The organism is Candidatus Stoquefichus massiliensis AP9 (assembly GCF_000455285.1).
Taxonomy (GTDB): Bacteria; Bacillota_I; Bacilli_A; order Erysipelotrichales; family Coprobacillaceae; genus Stoquefichus; species Stoquefichus massiliensis.
On record NZ_HG005285.1, the window covers coordinates 209,317 to 229,031 of the forward strand.

At 29.0% G+C, this 19,715-nt stretch carries 21 protein-coding genes; 2 read left to right on the forward strand and 19 right to left on the reverse strand.

Annotated elements, in window-relative coordinates; translation table 11 throughout:
• The 18 genes from rfbG to BN350_RS03325 all read right to left on the reverse strand — a co-directional run.
• Positions 1 to 994: CDP-glucose 4,6-dehydratase (gene rfbG / locus BN350_RS20880; protein WP_044600088.1), on the reverse strand; the 994-nt coding region annotated here is incomplete at its 3' end.
• Entirely contained in the window at positions 976 to 1,752 is a 777-nt protein-coding gene (gene rfbF, locus BN350_RS03250) for a glucose-1-phosphate cytidylyltransferase (RefSeq protein ID WP_028042299.1), read from the reverse strand. The genes rfbF and rfbG, both read right to left, overlap by 19 nt.
• Positions 1,753 to 1,767: 15 nt before the next feature.
• Entirely contained in the window at positions 1,768 to 3,189 is a 1,422-nt protein-coding gene (locus tag BN350_RS03255; RefSeq protein WP_028042300.1) for a flippase, read from the reverse strand.
• A complete protein-coding gene (locus BN350_RS19860; RefSeq protein ID WP_049945495.1) occupies positions 3,174 to 4,166 on the reverse strand; it encodes a glycosyltransferase family 2 protein in 993 nt (330 codons plus the stop codon). Before BN350_RS19860 ends, BN350_RS03255 begins: the two co-directional genes overlap by 16 nt.
• Before the next feature lie 322 nt (positions 4,167 to 4,488).
• Entirely contained in the window at positions 4,489 to 5,106 is a 618-nt protein-coding gene (locus BN350_RS18400) for a CatB-related O-acetyltransferase (RefSeq protein ID WP_044600089.1), read from the reverse strand.
• 53 nt (positions 5,107 to 5,159) lie between these two features.
• Positions 5,160 to 6,227 carry a GDP-mannose 4,6-dehydratase gene (locus BN350_RS03270; protein WP_028042301.1) on the reverse strand — a complete coding sequence of 356 codons (1,068 nt, stop codon included), beginning with the start codon at positions 6,225 to 6,227 and terminating at the stop codon, positions 5,160 to 5,162.
• Between the two features lie 4 nt (positions 6,228 to 6,231).
• A complete protein-coding gene (locus BN350_RS03275; RefSeq protein ID WP_028042302.1) occupies positions 6,232 to 7,464 on the reverse strand; it encodes a nucleotide sugar dehydrogenase in 1,233 nt (410 codons plus the stop codon).
• A gap of 27 nt (positions 7,465 to 7,491) precedes the next feature.
• Positions 7,492 to 7,668, reverse strand: a complete 177-nt coding sequence (locus BN350_RS21805) for a glycoside hydrolase family 99-like domain-containing protein (protein WP_196802945.1) — start codon at positions 7,666 to 7,668, stop codon at positions 7,492 to 7,494.
• Complete coding sequence (locus BN350_RS18405; protein ID WP_196802946.1) at positions 7,628 to 8,578, reverse strand: glycosyltransferase WbsX family protein; 951 nt, start codon at positions 8,576 to 8,578, stop codon at positions 7,628 to 7,630. The genes BN350_RS21805 and BN350_RS18405 overlap by 41 nt, the downstream gene beginning before the upstream one ends.
• On the reverse strand, positions 8,575 to 9,855 hold the full coding sequence (locus tag BN350_RS03285; protein WP_028042303.1) for an O-antigen ligase family protein: 1,281 nt from the start codon (positions 9,853 to 9,855) through the stop codon (positions 8,575 to 8,577). The genes BN350_RS18405 and BN350_RS03285 overlap by 4 nt, the downstream gene beginning before the upstream one ends.
• Entirely contained in the window at positions 9,839 to 10,741 is a 903-nt protein-coding gene (locus tag BN350_RS19865; protein WP_049945496.1) for a glycosyltransferase family 2 protein, read from the reverse strand. The genes BN350_RS03285 and BN350_RS19865 overlap by 17 nt, the downstream gene beginning before the upstream one ends.
• A gap of 87 nt (positions 10,742 to 10,828) precedes the next feature.
• Positions 10,829 to 11,932: a glycosyltransferase family 4 protein gene (locus BN350_RS03295; RefSeq protein WP_028042304.1), complete on the reverse strand. Its 1,104-nt coding sequence runs from the start codon at positions 11,930 to 11,932 to the stop codon at positions 10,829 to 10,831.
• Positions 11,929 to 12,804 carry an NAD-dependent epimerase/dehydratase family protein gene (locus tag BN350_RS03300; protein WP_028042305.1) on the reverse strand — a complete coding sequence of 292 codons (876 nt, stop codon included), beginning with the start codon at positions 12,802 to 12,804 and terminating at the stop codon, positions 11,929 to 11,931. The genes BN350_RS03295 and BN350_RS03300 overlap by 4 nt, the downstream gene beginning before the upstream one ends.
• A complete protein-coding gene (locus BN350_RS03305; protein WP_028042306.1) occupies positions 12,801 to 13,415 on the reverse strand; it encodes a sugar transferase in 615 nt (204 codons plus the stop codon). The genes BN350_RS03300 and BN350_RS03305 overlap by 4 nt, the downstream gene beginning before the upstream one ends.
• Positions 13,415 to 13,948: a PglD-related sugar-binding protein gene (locus tag BN350_RS03310; RefSeq protein WP_081652826.1), complete on the reverse strand. Its 534-nt coding sequence runs from the start codon at positions 13,946 to 13,948 to the stop codon at positions 13,415 to 13,417. Before BN350_RS03310 ends, BN350_RS03305 begins: the two co-directional genes overlap by 1 nt.
• A gap of 82 nt (positions 13,949 to 14,030) precedes the next feature.
• On the reverse strand, positions 14,031 to 14,543 hold the full coding sequence (locus tag BN350_RS19870) for a hypothetical protein (RefSeq protein WP_049945497.1): 513 nt from the start codon (positions 14,541 to 14,543) through the stop codon (positions 14,031 to 14,033).
• Positions 14,544 to 14,856: 313 nt separating this feature from the next.
• Positions 14,857 to 15,927, reverse strand: a complete 1,071-nt coding sequence (locus BN350_RS03320) for a site-specific integrase (RefSeq protein WP_028042308.1) — start codon at positions 15,925 to 15,927, stop codon at positions 14,857 to 14,859.
• Positions 15,928 to 16,016: 89 nt separating this feature from the next.
• On the reverse strand, positions 16,017 to 16,925 hold the full coding sequence (locus tag BN350_RS03325; RefSeq protein ID WP_028042309.1) for an AEC family transporter: 909 nt from the start codon (positions 16,923 to 16,925) through the stop codon (positions 16,017 to 16,019).
• A gap of 240 nt (positions 16,926 to 17,165) precedes the next feature.
• Between BN350_RS03325 and BN350_RS18420 the strand changes: the two genes are divergently transcribed.
• Both BN350_RS18420 and BN350_RS03335 read left to right on the forward strand, forming a co-directional pair.
• Positions 17,166 to 17,720 (forward strand): FRG domain-containing protein, encoded by a 555-nt coding sequence (locus tag BN350_RS18420; protein WP_049945498.1) that lies wholly within the window; start codon positions 17,166 to 17,168, stop codon positions 17,718 to 17,720.
• Between the two features lie 651 nt (positions 17,721 to 18,371).
• Entirely contained in the window at positions 18,372 to 19,142 is a 771-nt protein-coding gene (locus tag BN350_RS03335; RefSeq protein WP_028042310.1) for a Cof-type HAD-IIB family hydrolase, read from the forward strand.
• Between the two features lie 38 nt (positions 19,143 to 19,180).
• Here the strand turns inward: BN350_RS03335 and larC2 are convergent.
• Positions 19,181 to 19,715 (reverse strand): nickel pincer cofactor biosynthesis protein LarC2 (gene larC2 / locus BN350_RS18425; protein ID WP_147573521.1); only part of this gene is annotated, 535 nt, incomplete at its 5' end.

The following is a 19,715-nucleotide window of genomic DNA, read 5'->3' on the forward strand; positions in this document are numbered from 1 at the left end:
ACCATTCAACAGTCATTTCAATGGCCTTTGCTACATTCCATATTGGCTTCCAGTCCAGATAACTTTTTGCCTTTGAGCAGTCAAGTTTCAGGAAGTTTGCTTCATGAGGTCCATTATAGTCAGTTGCTTCCCATGATGAATCTTCCTTCCATGCATCACAGAACAATGAAACTATCTCTCCCGTTGTTACACAGTCTGCTTCATTTGGGCCTATATTGTATGTTCCAGCATATTTCTTATCCTTATACTGGAACATTGCCAAGTATAAATAAAAAACAACTGGCTCCAGTACATGCTGATATGGTCTTGTTGAATTAGGATTTCTGACCTTTATAGTTTCTTTGTTAACTGTATACTTCACACAGTCTGGTATAATTCTGTTGGCATTGAAGTCTCCACCACCAATGACATTACCTGCTCTGCATCTTGAAACTGCAATATCTAAATCATTAAGAAATGACTTTATATAGGAATCAGTGACAAGTTCAGAACATGACTTGCTGTTACTGTATGGATCATATCCATTCAATCTGTCATTCTCTCTATAGCCATACACCCATTCATTATTCTGATAAACCTTATCAGTTGTCACATTAACGAATGACTTGACTGATGAATGTGTTCTTACACATTCACAGATGTTTACTGTTCCCATAACATTCACATCATATGTATAGACTGGATTCCTATATGAATCAATAACTAATGGCTGAGCTGCCATATGAATGACTATTTCTGGATTGACTTCATCAAATACCTTCATCATTGAATCCAGATTTCTTATATCCACTATTCTTGAATCAATCTTATTATCTAATTTAAGGATATTAAAAAGTGCAGGCTCAGTTAATGGCTCAAGTGCTATACCAGTGACATCTGCACCTAACTGATGCAAAAGAAAAGACATCCAGCTTCCTTTAAAACCTGTATGTCCAGTTATCAGTACTTTCCTTCCTTTATAAAACTCCTTAAATCTTATTTCCATATCTTCCATGGTGCTTTACCTTCTTCCCACAGTTTATTCAATCCCTCATGATCTCTTTTTGTATCCATGCACTGCCAGTATCCATCATGCCGATAGGCTTTCAGTTCTCCTAATTTAGCCAATGCTTCCAGCGGCTCCTTTTCAAATATAGTGTCATCATCTTTTATGTATTCAAATATTTCAGAATTCATAACCATATATCCAATATTAATCATTGAACCATCATCCTTAGATTTTTCTCTGAACTGATGAATTGTACCAGTTCCATCCATATCAATGACTCCGAATCTCTGACCAGCATTATAGACCGTCATTGTCCCAATCTTGCCATGAGATTTATGGTAATTAAAAAGAGCATTTATATTGACATCTGAGACTCCATCTCCATAAGTCAGCATAAAAGGCTCATCACCTATATACTCTTTAATTCTCTTGACACGACCGCCAGTCATAGTGCTCAGTCCAGTATCAACAACTGTTACTTTCCACTGCTCACTGTTCTGATGATGAACAATGACTTCATCACCCTTGGTGAAATCAAAAGTGATATCACTCGAATGAATGAAGTAATTTGCAAACCACTGCTTAATCACTTCCTGCTTATAGCCAGCACAGATAACAAATTCATTGAATCCGTAATAACTATATATCTTCATAATATGCCAGAGGATTGGCATATTTCCAATTTCAATCATTGGTTTTGGTTTCAAGTGAGATTCCTCACTAATTCTTGTGCCAAAACCTCCTGCCAATAAGACTATCTTCATTTAAAATTCCCTCCCTTAATGTCTAACAAATCCTAAAATAAATTTATTTTTTAATAATACTAATATTACTAAGTAACCACTCATACTTAAGAGGATACTAATAATTACTTTTTTTAATAAATTAGAAATTAATAAATGTATTACAATACAAATTAAACTTATATATACACTACCTATAACTGGAGACAATAAAAGTTTATGAATATTTTGTATTTTAATATTTTTATCAATGTTTAAATACAAGATTATAACCATTATCAACTGTGAAAAAACTGTTGTTGTAGCAGCTGCATTTAAACCAAAAATAGGAATAAATAAAATATTAGATATCAAATTAAAAAAAGCAGATATAATACTTGCTTTTAAAAATATACTTTCTTTTCCAGAAGGAAGCATTATTATATTTCCAATTAATCCACCTATTAATGATAAGCCTAAAGAAATACTAAGAATTCTTAACGAAAGTACTGCTCCTAAATACTCTTTTCCTCCAACTATTTCAATAATTTCATGACATAGCGCATTTATTCCCACTATACAGGGTAATCCTATTACAACAATGAAGTTAAAAGCATATTTATACAATTTATTTATTTCTTTATAGTTTCCTATTTGAAACAAATAAGACATTTTAGGCATGACAACCCATGCAATGGAAGATATTGTAGTATTTACTAAAGAATATATTTTGACTGAAGTGCTATATAATCCTACTTCAAAATTTCCTTTTATAACTCCTAATATTGTAATATCACTATTTACAAAGATTGTTTGTGACATAATTAAAGCAAATAATAGCAAAATAGGTCGAAAATGCCTTTTCCAATTGATTTTTAAAGTAAACATTGTAGAACAATACTTTTTTCTGTAAATTAAATTACAAATATTTGCACCACTTGTAGAAATCACAGTAATGACCGCATATTTTAAATAATCATTTGAACTTTTAACAAACATTAACATAGAAATTAAGGAAAACATCTGAAAAACAAAAGTTCTTATAGTTATATATTTGAAATCCTCCATTGCAGTATTTAACCAATCAGCACCTAAAGTCGTAAAAAGCACTGATACACTTAATATAATAATTAATTCCTTATAGGCTTGTAATGATCTAAAAAAAATTAGAGCTAATATTAAAATAATATATGCAACTAAAGTCGTAATTATATTAATACTAAAGATTTCGCTTGTTACTTTATTTAATTCTTCTCTACTGCTTTTTACCTTAGAGCATTCTCTGATTGCATATGTAGAAATACCTAATGATGCAACTAATCCAATATAGCTAATAATAGACGTGGAGAAATTTATTTTTCCAACATTTTCTGCTTGAAGCACTCTTGAAATGTATGGAAAAGTAATTAAAGGAAAAACGACTTGCGAAAAGGACTTTATAAAAGAATATATAGTATTTTTTTCTAGTCTATTTTGCATAATTTATTTAACCTCCTAAGATAATTAATTATTATTAACAAAAATTTATAGAAATATAAAATATATACTGGTGATTTTAATACAAATATAAAATCATTTCTCAGTTCTGGAAATAGTTTTAATATATTAAAGGCATATCTTTTTTCCCAGTTTAAATTTTGTCTTCTACAGCTCACTCTATATTGTAAAACAAAATAGAATACATAATTATTGACAGAATTTATATATGTAGTCCTAATAGTATTTTCATCAAATTTTGCTTTAATACCCGTCTCATATAAGAGCTTATAAAAGCAGTTAAACCACACATAATATAAATCATAATTGATTTTTTCGTTTCCACTTTCAGCAATGCAATTTTTTGTATTGATAATAAATTTTTTTCCATTTGTCATAGCTTTCAAAGCAATATGTGATTGCAAAAAATAAGTTCCTATATAATCTTCTTTATCCTTAATCATTTTTACTAGTTTGTTTTTATATATTATTCCAGAAACAAAAGTAATAAATATACCTATTTGTTCAAGAAACTCATTTTTATTCTGATAAACTAAAATACCATCTTCCTTAAAACGAGGATTTTTTATTGTAATTGGGGAATCATTTTTTAATATGCACGAATTAACATGTAACAAATCAGGATTTAATTTTAAACATGAAATAATACTATTTATAGCACCAGAGAGTAAGTAGTCATCATCTCCAATAAGCCATACATAATTACCACTTGCTTTGTCAAAACAGTTTAAAAAATTTCTGTCTGCACCTAAGTTTTCATCATTTTTATAATATACAATATTTTCACCCTTCATAATTAAATTTTTTATATATTTATCTGTTCCATCTGTCGAACAATTATCATATATAATTAATTCTATTTCTTTATAATCTATTTGTTTAAGAATAAATGGTAAACTTTTTTTTAATTGATCCAATCGATTATAAGTTGGTATGGCTATTGTCAATAATTTACTCATTATATACCTCTCTTTTTCAATCTATTTTTTTAAAATATCTTCTCTTTACTTAATATTATCTATTGAATAATTTTTGTATTTTAATATATTTTGATTAAAACATAATATAAATTTTTCTATACTACTTTCTTAAGTAACTATAATTATCTTCTATTGATAAATAATTTATAAATTTTATAGATTTAACAATTAAAACTAATATTACATTTTAACTTCTTATAGTTAGAATGTTATCTGCAAACCACTATCCTAATCCATTGTGAATACTTATATAACTTAGATTTTCCTATTGTGATATCAATAATTTTATAAAAATCCACACTTAAGATTTCATTAATTTTGTTACTATTCTTTTAGCTTCTTCAGACGATTTTATGCTTTTATAAAATAAAGAAGTATTATTTGATATAACTTTAAAATCTAATTTATTAAAGTCTAATTTAATAAGTTCATTTATGATATCTTTATGAAATCTATACTTTATAATATTAGCAGGAATCCCACCAACTATTGCATAAGGAGGGACATTTTTTGTAACTATTGCACCAGCCCCTATGATAGCACCTTGTCCAATACAAACCCCAGACATAATGATAGCATTTTGTCCAATCCACACATCATCTCCAATATATATATTTCCTTTAGATACCGCTTCAAACATATCAGTTTTTAAGCATTTTGCCTTAAAAGGATATGTAGATATTCTATCTACAGCATGATCCCCAGATAAGTTAAAAATAACTCCAGATGCTATAGAGCAATAAGCTCCAATATACAATTTACTATTTTCATTAAAACTTAGTACTGTCAAACCTCCATAAGTATACTTTCCTACATCAACTAAATTATAATTAAACCTATTAACTGGGAAAGTTTGATTCTCTTTATTATGTTTTCTCCACTTCAATCTTATATATAAATTCTTCAATCCTCTTAACATTCTACATATAATCTCCAATCATATTTTATACTGACAAAAACTTATTATTCATGTTATTTATAAAATTCCTTATACCACTCTGCAAAACTTCTTAGTCCTTCTCTTAGACTTGTACTTGGTTTAAATCCAAAGTCCTTTTCTAATGCTGAAGTATCTGCATATGTGACTGGTACATCTCCTGGCTGCATTGCTACCAGTCTCTTATGAGTTTCAAAGTCATAATCAGCTGGTAAGACTTCTGCTTTGATAAGTTCCTGCTGCAGGATATCTACAAAGTCTAGCAGATTCTCTGGACTGTTGTTTCCTATGTTATAGACCTTATAGGGTGGTATTGGCAGTCCATCTTCTCCATTCTGCCTTAATGGTGCGACCTGCATGATTCTTTTTACACCCTCCACTATATCATCTATATACGTAAAGTCTCTTTTGCAGTTTCCATAATTAAATATCCTGATTGTTTCATTATTTCTCAGCTTATTGGTAAAGCCAAAGTAGGCCATATCCGGTCTTCCTGCTGGTCCATACACTGTAAAGAATCTCAGTCCTGTTGATGGTATGTTATAAAGCTTGCTATAGGCATGTGCCATCAGTTCATTCGATTTCTTGGTTGCTGCATAAAGCGATACTGGATTGTCTACCTTGTCTTCTGTACTGTATGGTACTTTTTTATTGCTTCCATATACTGATGAGCTTGACGCATAGACGAGATGCTCTACTTCATTATGTCTGCATGCCTCCAGTATATTATAGAAGCCTATCATATTGGATTCTATATAGGCATCTGGATTTGTAATGGAATATCTTACGCCTGCCTGTGCTGCTAGGTTAACAACGACTGATGGCTTATATTCATCAAATATACTATTAATTATTTCTTTGTTTGCGATTGAATCCCTAATAAAAACAAATGTCCCTGATACTGCTTCTAGACATTTGCTAATCTGTTCCAATCTGTATTCCTTTAATGACACATCATAATAGTCATTCATATTGTCTATTCCAACGATATGAATATTATCTACTGTATTTAACAGTTCCAGTACGAGATTGCTTCCTATGAATCCTGCTGCTCCTGTTACTAGAACTGTCTTACCTTCTAAATTGATGTTCTTCTCAAGCATAGTCCTAGTCCCTTCTGAAAAGGTCTCTTGTATAGACCTTTTCCTCTACATCATCAAGGCAGTCATCATACCTGTTGGCCAGTATGCTGTCACTCATTTCCTTGAACTTGTTTAAATCATTGACTACTCTGCTTCCAAAGAATGTTGAACCGTCTTCAAGTGTTGGTTCATAGATGATGACCTCTGCACCTTTTGCCTTGATACGCTTCATGACTCCCTGAATGGATGACTGCCTGAAGTTATCACTGTTTGATTTCATTGTTAATCTATAGACACCAATCACAACATGCTTTTCTTTATCCTCTTCATACTGGCTTGATGCTGTATAATATCCTGCTTTTTCCAATACTCTTTCAGCTATGAAGTCCTTTCTTGTACGATTGGATTCTACAATAGCCTCTATCAGATTCTGTGGGACATCATCATAGTTGGCTAAAAGCTGTTTTGTATCCTTAGGCAGACAGTAACCACCATATCCAAATGATGGATTGTTGTAATGATCGCCAATTCTTGGGTCCAATCCAACTCCATTAATGATGGACTGAGTATCCAGTCCCTTCATTTCAGCATAGGTATCAAGTTCATTAAAGTATGAGACTCTTAATGCAAGATATGTATTGGCAAACAGTTTTACTGCTTCTGCTTCAGTGAGTCCCATAATCAGTGTATCAACATCCTTCCTGATGGCACCTTCCTGTAATAAAAAAGCAAACCTCTTGGCTGCCTTGTATAGTCTTTCATCATCTGTAGGACATCCAACAATGATTCTTGACGGATAGAGATTATCATATAGAGCCTTGGATTCTCTTAAGAACTCTGGACTGAATAGAATATTCTCACAATTATATTTCTTTCTGATGCTTTCCGTATAGCCAACTGGAATGGTTGACTTGATGATCATAATAGCATCAGGATTAACTCTCATAACCATTTCAATAACAGATTCAACAGCACTTGTATCAAAGAAGTTCTTCTTTGAGTCATAGTTAGTTGGTGCTGCAATGATAACCATTTCAGCATCCTTATATGCTGATTCACCATCTGTTGTAGCAATTAAATCTAACTTTTTATTTGTCAGATATTCTTCTATCTCATCATCCTGGATAGGTGATATCCTACTATTAATCTTTTCAACCTTATCCTGAATGATATCTACTGCCTTGACTTTATTATGCTGTGCCAAAAGCACAGCTAATGACAGGCCTACATAGCCTGTTCCTGCAACTATAATTTTCATATATTTCTCCCTTTAAAATATATAATCCTATTTAATATTTTCAAATTCACTTATTGCTTTTTTATAAGCTTCTAGGTATCCTAATCCATATTTTAAATCAGGTTCCAAGTGATTTCCTTCGCCCCATTCATTCCATGATTTAATAAATATAATTTTTTTATCTTCAGATTTTTGACGTACATTTAAAATTGCTTTTTTTAGCAACTTTATAAAAATATTTTGGATTACAGTTATCTAAGATAATTGCTTTACTTCCAGTTCGTGGTGAGTGATCCCAATTTGGGGCAATACACGGAAAAATATTTTCGTTTTTTGATTCTTTTGGAACCATATATTTAATTGCATCCTTATATTTAAATATCATTGGTTTTTTTAGAAATTTACATTCAAAATATAAACGTAGTTTATTGAATGTTGATAAATTATGATGTATTTCAGTTGTGTTATTATTATATGTAGCATCAAATCCATAACTAATAATTTTGTTTAATTCCCTATTTGATCTATCTTCTCCTATAAAATAAATTCCTTCTAGATTTTCTTTTATTGCCAATTTTCGCCAAGTATCTATAAGTATTTTAATTTCTGGTGAAGCTAATGGCTTATATATAACTACAACTGGCTTTTTATTTATAGTTAGATATCTTTCATCTTTTAATAGAGGTAAAACATTTTTAAAAAATTTTATATAATCCTCTTCACCTAAATATTTTTGTTCCTTTAAAAGTTTATTATTACCTTTACTATCCCAAAGTTTATTTTCCCAAGAATGATTTGCCCAAGCTATACAATATGGAAAATCAATTGATTTATCATTATACATCTCCCAAACCGGTTTTTCTAAAATTTGTTCACCATTTCCAAACCAATAATACCAATAGCAAAATGCTGTTATTCCATACTTTTTAGCCAATTCAATTTGTTCTATTTTTACACTTTTTAGTCTCAAATCATAAAAACCTAAATCAGCAGGGACATGGGGTTGATAATGCCCCCTATATAATGGTTTAGCTTTCGCTACATTTGTCCATTCTGTAAACCCTTTTCCATACCATTCATCATTTTCTTTTATTGGATGAAATTGTGGTAAATAAAATGCAATGGATCTTATCATATATTTTCCCTCTTTTCTACTAATCTATTTTTCATCATAAAAACATCATCTAATACTATGAGAAACACAATCATTATCATTACTTGTGTTGAAAAAAAATAATCTCCTGACATACAAACAATGCAGAAACTAGGTGCGAATCCACATATTGAAGTAAAAAAAACATTTTTATATACTTTTCTTTTTAACATATAATTATAAGCACTAACAAGAGAAGAAACAACAAAAGTTAAAAAACCAAATAATCCAAAATCAAGCATAAACAATAAATAAGTATTATGTGGGATTATATTACTGTCAATTCGACCTACGATTGGTGATGTTTTAATTAGTTCAATAGTTTGCATCCAAGAATCATATCTAGAATTAGCAAGGTTCTTTATTGTAAAACTACCATTCCCCAAAATAGAATCATAGAATGTTGTAAACCTACCTATAGTTTTCGCTAGATAATCTACTTGATTGGCTCCCCATACAACAACAATTACAATAGGAACAAAAAAAGCAAAAAATTTCAATATATTTTTTATTTTCATATTAAGAAATAATTGTATTGTAAAACAAATTAATGCACCAATCATAGAGGTACGTGATCCTGAAATAATTAGCATGATAGCTAATAAAAAAACATTTATTAAATATTTGAAAATAATTATTTTATTTTTAAAAAATAAAGAATTTATTATTGAGAAATAAAATATTAAATATACCCCAAACCAATTGGCATTATAAAAAGTAGCATATACCCTAGAGTATCCCGAATACAAATCTCTTAATTTATCTTGTCCAAAAAAGAAATGGACTACATTACTTATTACAGGAATAGAAAAAAGTTGTATTAATGCGATACAAACATTTATATAAAAATATTTCTGTATCATTCTTATAATTTCCTCTTCGCTATAATCAATCTTTGCCAATAAATTTACTAGACATATATACACAATTATATAATAAACTATTTTTACATAATCTATTATTCCTACAAAATCACCACCAATAAAAAATATATTAAATAACATTGGTATAATTAACATTAACATTAAAAGAAAATATCTACTTAAGTTTTCATTAATTTTAATTTTTCCATTTCTATTTTTAAATGAAGTTATCATAAGTAGTCCAATAATTATCAAATCGATAAGATATGTTGAAACAACACTTGTTAAATTTGAAAAATGAGGTCGCAAAAAAATCAATAACAAAATTATATTAAATATCTTTTTGCTGTCTATTTTTAAAATATCACTATATACCTTTTTATATATTAAACCCATATGCCGATTTCCTTAGATATCTATTAAATGCATAAAAAAAATAATGTACTAAATTTATAAAAGAAATATGGTAATCAAAAATAATTTTTATAGCAAAAAATGGATCTCTTACAATATAAAATCTTACTAACTGTAAACCTATCAAAGTTCTAAACTTTGATTTTTCTTCACTACTTAACTGTTCAATATAATATTTCTCACATCTAACATAGTTACTAGTAGTATTATAGTAATCAAATGTATTTGGATAATCATGTAGATTTACTTGTAATCCAAGTGTATCACAATATACGATTTTACATATTCTCATTAATCTCACAAGTAAATCTATATCTTCATGTATAAACATATTCTCATTAAATCCACCCACTTGTTCGAAAAACTCTCTTTTTATCATCAAATTTGATCCTGGATGAATAGGCAAATTTCTTGCTAGAACTTCAAAAAACATATTTCCTTCTCTCTTTTCTTTACAAACCCACTTTAATTTTCCTTCTTTCTTTCTTATATAATTTGAGTAACAAACTCCAAATTCTTTACCCTTTTTTTTCATACAAAGCAATTGAGATTCAATTTTATTTTCAAAAAAAACATCATCATTATCTAAAAACATTATATAATCCCCATGAGAATGCTTGACTCCATTATTTCTTGTAAATGATCTCTCCTTATTTTTTTCATTTTGAATATAAACAATTTTACCTGATTCTATATATTCTTTTAATTTCTTTTCTGTATTTTTTCTATAATCACTATTTGGAATATTATCATCCACAACTATAATTTCAACATTTTTATATGTTTGATTAATCACCGACTCTATTGCATCACAAATTTTATCTATATTTTTATATGTTGGAATAATTACACTAACTAAATCACTCATTTATTTTTATTCTCCTTTCATATATAACAACTATAATAGACAACAAATTTACTTATATGATTAATATTAATTTTCTTTCTGCATATATCAACCAAAGCGCTTAAACACTTTTATTTTTCTCATATAGTTGTCTATTACTATTTTTCTATCAAACTCTTTTTCTACTTTTCTTCTTCCATTTAATCCCATTTTCTTCTTTTCATTTGAAGACAGATTAATAAATTGTTCTATTTTATTTATTAAGTCTTGGGAATTCCTTTCTCCAATCACATAACCATTAACCTTGTCATCTACTATTTCTCTGCATCCGCTTCTATCAGTAGTGATGATTGGTCTAGCACATGCACAGCTTTCAAGCAATACATTGCTCATTCCCTCCGGATAATAAGTAGGATGTACTGTGCAATGTGTTATCTTTAATATCTCTCTAATATCATCAACTAACCCATGATATTTAATAATTCCTTGCGTCTCATAAGATTTTAGTATTTCTTCATACTCTTCTTCACAAAAGCCACATATATGAAACTTTGTATTTGGATATTTGTTCCTAATATATTTCGCCGCTTCTAAATACTGATCTATGCCCTTCTCTTTCATGATTCGTGATATAAATACAAACTCAATAGTCTCAGTATTGGGATATTCTAATGGTTGAAACTGTTCAAGATTAACACCTGATCCAGGTAATAATGTATGTTTATCTAAAGCAATTTTATTTTTTTGAAAGAATTGCATATTCTCTTCATTTTGAAAAAATACTGTATTAATATTTGAAAAAGCATATTTGTATAATAATACTGTTAGTTTTTGCAATATTCCTTTTTTCTCTACTGCTGTTCCTAACCCTGTAATATTTGCTAAAACTCTTACCTTGCTTTTCTTTGCTGCTATTGCACCATAGATATTTGGCTTAATTGTGTATGTCAATATAGCATATGGTTTGATTTCATTAATTAGTTTTTTATATTCTCTAATGATCTTTAGATCCTTAAATGGATTCGTTCCATGTCTTTCTATTTTAATAGGACAGAATTGACAACCCATATCTATTAGATAATCTATACGCTTTCCATAAGGTGAAGATATGAATACTTCATATCCTTCAGAAAGTAATCTTTCTACAAGTTCTTTCCTGAAATTATAAATAACAATATCATGGTTAACCAGAAACAGAATTCTCTTTTTCATAAGACTCTTTCCTCCGTTTCTTTTACACTTTGCTCAATTGAATATTCATTTATTAGATTTTCTTGTGTATAGCACATATTTCCAAATGCCTTGTTGCACAATCTACCAATCTTACCTGGTATCTTGGATGCTATATAAACAAATGGATTCAGCAGTTTTGTTAAATGTATTGTTTTATTGTTAATAATTGCTATTTCTTTGACTAATTGTGATGTACTTATATATTCACTGTTCTGTGGAAAATATATTCCATAGTTTTGAGTATCTATACATTCCTTTATAAAGTAGCAGAGATTTCCAACATAAAGCATGCTTCTTTCATTCTTTATATCTGGAAATACTGGCAGTTTCTTTGCAAGTTTAGAAAGCATCTGATAGTTTCCTTTACATCCTGGTCCATAAATCATTGGTGGTCTTAATATGCAGACTCTGAAATTATCATCATTTAATTCTGATAATTTTAAATCTGCCTGTAGCTTGCTGTCACCATAGAAATTTGCAGGTGTTGGTTTTGTTTTAGGTGTAATAATCTTTTTCTTTCCAAGGGGTGCACTTTCTCCATAAACGATAATAGAACTCATATAGATAAACTGCCTGACTCCTGACTGTTTTGCAAGACTTGCTGCTTCAACAGTTAAATCAGTATTCACTCTATAATAAAGCTTCTTAGTTTCTTCACTGACATGTCCTACATCTGCATGTGCTATGCCTGCCACATGAAAAACTACATCATATGTTGAAAAGTCATGATTCTTCCATTCTGGATTCATCATATCTAATGTATCTATCTGATAATCATCATACTGTTCCATATACTTCTCAAATGATTTTCCTATATAGCTGTTTGCTCCTGTTATTAGTATCTTCTTCATAAGGTTTCCTCCTTATGAAGTTCTCCTGTTCCTCCTTCTACAACACCTTCATGCTTTAATACAGAAGTAATTGTTCCAAAGAAACATTTCAGGTCAAGCAAAAAAGACATACGTTTGGCGTAGTCTCCATCTAATTTAGCTTTAACTTCTATCTCCAGTTCATCTCTTCCGTTAATCTGAGCCCAGCCTGTTAAGCCTGGTTTGATATCGTTGGCTTTATATTTATCTCTTTCTTCTATAAGATCTTCCTGGTTCCATAATGCTGGTCTTGGTCCTATAACTGCCATTTCACCTTTCAATATATTAATAATCTGTGGCAACTCATCCAGTGATGTTTTCCTTAAAAACTTTCCTGTTTTAGTAATATATTGATCAGGATTAGCCAACATATGTGTTGGCATATCACTTGGTGTATCTATTGACATTGTTCTGAACTTATAGATGTAAAAGAAAGATTTATTCTTTCCAAATCTCTTTTGCTTAAACAGTATTGGTCCTCTTGAATCTATCTTGATCCAGATACAGAGAATAATAAAAACAGGACTTAATATAATAAGCCCTATTAATGATAGAATAAAGTCTATCATTCTTTTTATATAATTGTTGTAAATCATACTCCCACCTCAAAGCTATATTCATCCGATGGTTCTATAACTGAACCATCCTTAATATCACTACCTGTTTTTAGTTTTGTTCCAAAAGCAATAGAACAATTATTCCCTATTCTTGATAGAGAACCAATAAAAGTATTAGGTCTAATGACTGCATTAGAATAGATTAAACAGTAATCTTCTATTACCGCATCATGATTAATTGTTACATGAGATGTAATGATACATCCCTCGCCAATAGATGCATTTGCTTCTATCACTGCATGAGGAAAAACAACAATGCCATCACCTATATTAGTAAATCTTGATATATAACAATCAGGACTGATTAAAGAAGCTAAATGATAACCAACTTCCTTAGCCTGCAAAGATAGTTTCTTTCTATGCTTGTTATTCCCTACTGCAATAAAGATATCAGTATACTCAGAATAATAGGAACTCATTTCATCAAGAGTACCAATCACCTTACATTCATTAATAACCTCATTCATATGCTCATCATCAAGAAAAGCAATTTCTTCATAAAGATTCATATCTCTAGCAATATCAAGACAGCATCTGCCATGACCACCACTACCTACAATTAATAACTTTTTTATAATGATTCCCCATTCCTTATACTGTTTTATTCTTGATTTCTAATCCCAAACATATATCAGATTGATTAAAAGAAAACTTATATTTAAAAAAAGCTAATCGTTTATGACGATCAACTTTCTTTATCATATCTTCACAACCTACTAAAGGTCCATCTTTTACAACAATCTTCCCATTGACTATATCTCCTATAGAACTCTCTATAGTCGTAGAGTTAAACTTATTTAAAAATAATAAATCATACTCTTTTAATTTCATTAATCTCAATTTTTCATGATGATTTAATTCATAGATTTCTTTACACTTTACTATTGTCTTTTTAAATAAATTTAAATCAGTGATTTCTAAAAAAATAATACCCTTTAAAACATCAAACTCATATAACTTCCATTCACTACCAAAACTCTTTAACTGCTTTCTTCTCAAAATAAAAGATCTTTTTACAGAAGACTGAAAAAGATCCGAATTTAAGATATCAAGTATTTTATTTTCATTTTCAAAATTAACTTCAATAACAAACCAATTCAGCATACCTACCTCCAAAAGACAGTAAAATGCCAGTGTAACTTTACACAAAAACAGTTACACCTACAAAACCTATGAACATTTTAACTCCATAACATGCGCTAGTCAGTGATTACTTCATCAAAAATATTGTACTGAAGTCTATCGCAGAATATACTATTCTAGGATATATTTCAGGACAATTTGTTAGATAATCAATAGAAATCACAGGTAATTTAGCTATTTCATAGAAACAACCAGTTGCAAAATGATTTATTTTAACTTATAATAGTACAGAAGTCACAAATTATGTCTAAGAATAGTATATTCTTAGACTTTTTTATTTAAAGATCACTTTATTCATCATTTCATGTTTTATTTTTAAATGGGGATGAACATAACGATTTAATGTCATATTAACACTAGAATGTCCTAGTATTTCACTTAATGTACGATCATCCATTCCTGATTCTATACATAATGAAGCAAAGGTATGTCTTAAGCTATGATAATTAATGTCATCTATATCTAAAGTTTTTAGTAATTTCTTAAAATGTCTTGATAATCTTCTCGGTTCTATATAATTTTTATTGGCTGATAAGATATAGGCTTCTTCTTGGTAATTTATCTTTTTTAACAATTCATAAATGAATTGTGGTAAAGGGATAATACGTTTTGATGTTTTTGTTTTAGGTGATGATATAATGATCGATGTTTTATGATGACTATCTTCTACTTTTATTCTTTGCATTGTTCTATGGATATGAATTGTTCTTTTCTTGAAATCTATATCTTTTCCTTGCAATGCACATATTTCTCCAATTCGTAAACCACAACACATGCTTAATCCTATACCAACATATAATGGATAAGGATGATCAGAAATATAATTGATTAATTTTTTTCGATCTTTTTCTTCTAAGATATGCAAATGAAAAGATGTTTTATGTTTTTTAGGAATAACAATTTTCCCTAAACCTTCATTTCTCATACCATGATTATAAGCATATTGAAATGTTTCTTTCAAAACAAAAACAATCATTTTTAATGTACTTTCAGAAAGTCCTTCTTTATTTTGACGCCCATTATTTGACATATCTTCTAAATACTGATTAATAAGTACTGCATTTAATCTTCTCATATCTATATGACCAATATAAGGAATAAGATAAAGTTGAACTGTTGATTGATATTTATTAAAACTTTGTGGTTTTACACTTTCTCTAATAGATTGCACCCAGTTTTCTAGAACATCTTGAAATAATATAATCTCTTTATTCTTTTGATGAACTCTACAATCAACAATTTCTATTTCAGGATATCTTTCTGTATACATAGATGTATATATTGGTTGACCTATTTGATCATAACCCAAAATAATTTTCACTTCATAATTTTTTAATTCTTCCATATTTAACCTCCTTTCTCATCTTATTTTACTTGGAAATAAAAAAAGAGACTATAAAAATCTTATAGTCCCAGTAAAAACAATACAAATCATTATATAAATATCAATAATAAGATAACTGTACATACAATAGATAACACAATACTTAATGAATTCGCTGTTGCACTCATGTCTCCATGATAGCCAATCTTTCTTGTAAAAACTGCTGATACAGTTGATAAAGGAGCACAATAAGCCATAATTAAGATTTGTTTTGCAAGTAGTGGTAATGGTAAGAAAAGTGTGATTCCAGATATAATAAGTGTTCCAATGACTCTCAATATAATAATCTTCAAGACATTTTTTGCTTCTGTAGATGAAACTTTTATTTCTAACATTAATCCAATCATCAACATAGCTAGAAAACTATTTCCTGCTCCAATGGTTGAAGCAATAGTTAAAATAGGTGTTGGTACCTGTAATTTAAAGATTGCTAATATGAAAATGAGTACATAAACATCAAAGGGAATAGAAGAAAATAATTTCTTCAATAACTCTTTGATATCAAAATGATTTTCTCCACTTGCGACATGATCCGCTGCTGCATAAGTGATTCCTAACCCCATTAAAGCATTTCCAATATCAAAAGAACATAAGTAAACAACACCTAACCCAGGAAAGAAACTTTGGACAAAAGGTAAAACAAAGTTTCCTATATTATATCCTGATGTATTAATCATATAGGCACCCTTCATTTTAGCATTCTCTTTCATGCTAGCTACATAACCAATCATAATCATCACAACATTAGAAATGATTCCTATCGCAATCAATATTAAAATAGTCACATCTAATTCTATCCCATTCGCACTTGTTAAAAGTGCACATGGTAATGTAATATTCATAATAATGGTAGCAAGTACATTGGCATCTTCTTTTTTTAGAACTCTCGCTTTCTTTAATGTATAAGCAATTAAAATAATTAAAATAAAGGTAAAAGATTTAATCAAAACATCAAACATTTCTATCCCCACTCTTTCGTTCTTTATTATATCAATGAAAAAGAATATGATAAAAAATCAATCAAATTATGAAAATAATTTTTTCTAATATAACATATGTGGACTATACAAACTGGCATTAGCAAATTAAAAATATTAGAAATTATCTATGCTAGAATAATAATAGAATTTAAACTATTTATATGTTAAGATATAAATAGTTTAAATATGAGTTATAGAAATTGGAGGATTAAAATAAAAATGAAAGAGATTATAATTAATAGTTGGAATGAATTTCAAGATTATGTTTTCTTAAAAAGTTGGAATGGTGATATTTTACGATATAGATCAAATTTTATTTTTCGTGGTTTATCACATAGTAATTATAACTTGCAAACTAGTTTACAACGTGTATGTGGAAATAACTACAATTTAGAAAAAGCATTAATCAGAAACTTCAAAAAGTATGCATCTTTGGAAATGAATAATACAAAGAATTTTTGGGAAATTATATCATTAGGACAACATCATGGATTACCAACAAGATTATTAGATTGGACTTTTTCTCCATTTGTAGCTTTGCATTTTGCAACCGAAAATTTTCAGCATTATGATTGTGATGGAGCTATATGGTGTTTAGATTTTGTTAAATGCATTGATTATCTACCAACCAAACTAAAATCAGCATTAACTTTTGAAAATGCAAATACATTTAGTGTAGATCTATTATATGAAAAAGTAAAAGATCTTAAAGAATTATCAAAATTAGAAGATTCCAAACAACCCTTTATTCTTTTTTTGAACCTCCTTCAATAGATAATAGAATTATCAATCAATATGCACTCTTCTCAATATTATCAAACCCAGAAACCCTTATTGATGATTGGTTAAAACAGCATCCTGATCTATTCTATAAAATAATTATTCCAGCTAATAAAAAACTAGAATTTAGAGATAAATTAGATCAGATTAATATTACCGAAAGAACTATATATCCTGGATTAGATGGGCTTTGTAAATGGCTTTCTAGACATTACACTCCAACAGAAAGTATTTTTATTAATTCAAACAAAGATATTAAATAAAAAAATCAGAAAAGGTGAATTATACATATATCAATTGTACATTCAAACTATTAAAATTTGAAGATGATATATGGAACAAATTCCCTTTTTGAAATTGATAAAAGTTTGTCCTATAGAGTAATTATATTAAGCATTCCAACCTAGAAATCTAAAAAATTTTTAGTCAAATTACATCAATAATCTTAAAATCCAAATAAAAACACCACTTTCACTATATCAGATAACACCTTGTTTTATACATTATCCTAAAACAAGATAAAATTAAAAACCTTTATTTCTCATATTATTAATTCTGAAAAATCATAATACAAATCAAATTTTTAAAACAGTTTTTTTGCAAGCATAGACAATATTATAATCATAACATATGGAGGATATAATAATGATAAAAGCAATTTTCTTTGATATTGATGGAACATTAGTGAGTTTCAAGACACATGAAATTCCTAAATCAACCTTTATAGCTTTACAACAATTACATGAAAAAGGCATCAAATTATTTATCGCAACTGGTAGAGGTAAAGATGGTTTAGATATTTTAAATGATTTTCCTTTTGATGGTTATATTACATTAAATGGACAGTATTGTTATACAAATGATCAATTGATTTATGAAAATACAATTCAATCACAAGATTTAAAAGCATTATTAAATTATTTAGATGCTCATCCTTTCCCATGTGGTTTTACAGAAGAACATACGAAATATTTTAATATGCGTGATGAGCGTGTAGATGAAATTCATCGTATTACACATAATGATGATCATCCAGCTGGTGATTGTAGCGATGTTGTTCATCATAATGTTTATCAATGTATGTGTTTTGTTGATGAAAATGAAGAAAAAGAACTGATGAAAGTTATGCCACATTGTATTTCAGCAAGATGGCATCCATTATTTTGTGATATTTCCCCTATTGGTGGTACAAAACAAAATGGTATAGATCAGTTTCTTAAACATTATGATATTGATTTAAGTGAAACAATGGCTTTTGGTGATGGTGGAAATGATATCCAAATGCTCAATCATGTTGCAATCAGTGTTGCCATGGGAAATGCCAATAATGAAGTAAAGGCTATTGCTGATTATGTCACTGATGACGTCGAACATGATGGTATTTTAAAGGCGTTAAAACATTATCATTTATTATAATAGAAAAACTGAGAATCGATATCTCAGTTTTTCTATGTTTATTTATTAATTGACTTTATAATATCTTGAATAGATAAGTTTGTTTCTAAGGCTATCTTTTTAAGATCTTCGAATTCTGGATATTCATATGTGACTCCTTGATGTTCACAGCATTTCATATGAACTTTTCCATAAGGAGTATCAACTTCTTTGATTTGTCTATTTAAGACAAATCTTTTTTCTTGTCGATAACGCATTCCTATCGTTGTTGTTTCTTTAAAAAGGATATTTCGCATAGTTTCTATGTTTTCTTCTTGACATGTGATTGTCAAACGATAAGCAGGTCTATTCTTTTTCATGAAGATTGGTGTAAAGAAAACATCTAATGCTCCTGCTGTAAAGAGTCTTTCCATTGTATAAGATAAAACTTCTCCTGTGCAATCATCAATATTCGTTTCTATAACAATAACTTGATCATGATCTTCTTCTTTGATCTCCCCCATTGTCACCTTTAAAACATTAGGAATACGTAAATTCTTTGTTCCACATCCCCAGCCAATACGTTGTACATTCATGGCAGGCATAACACCAAAG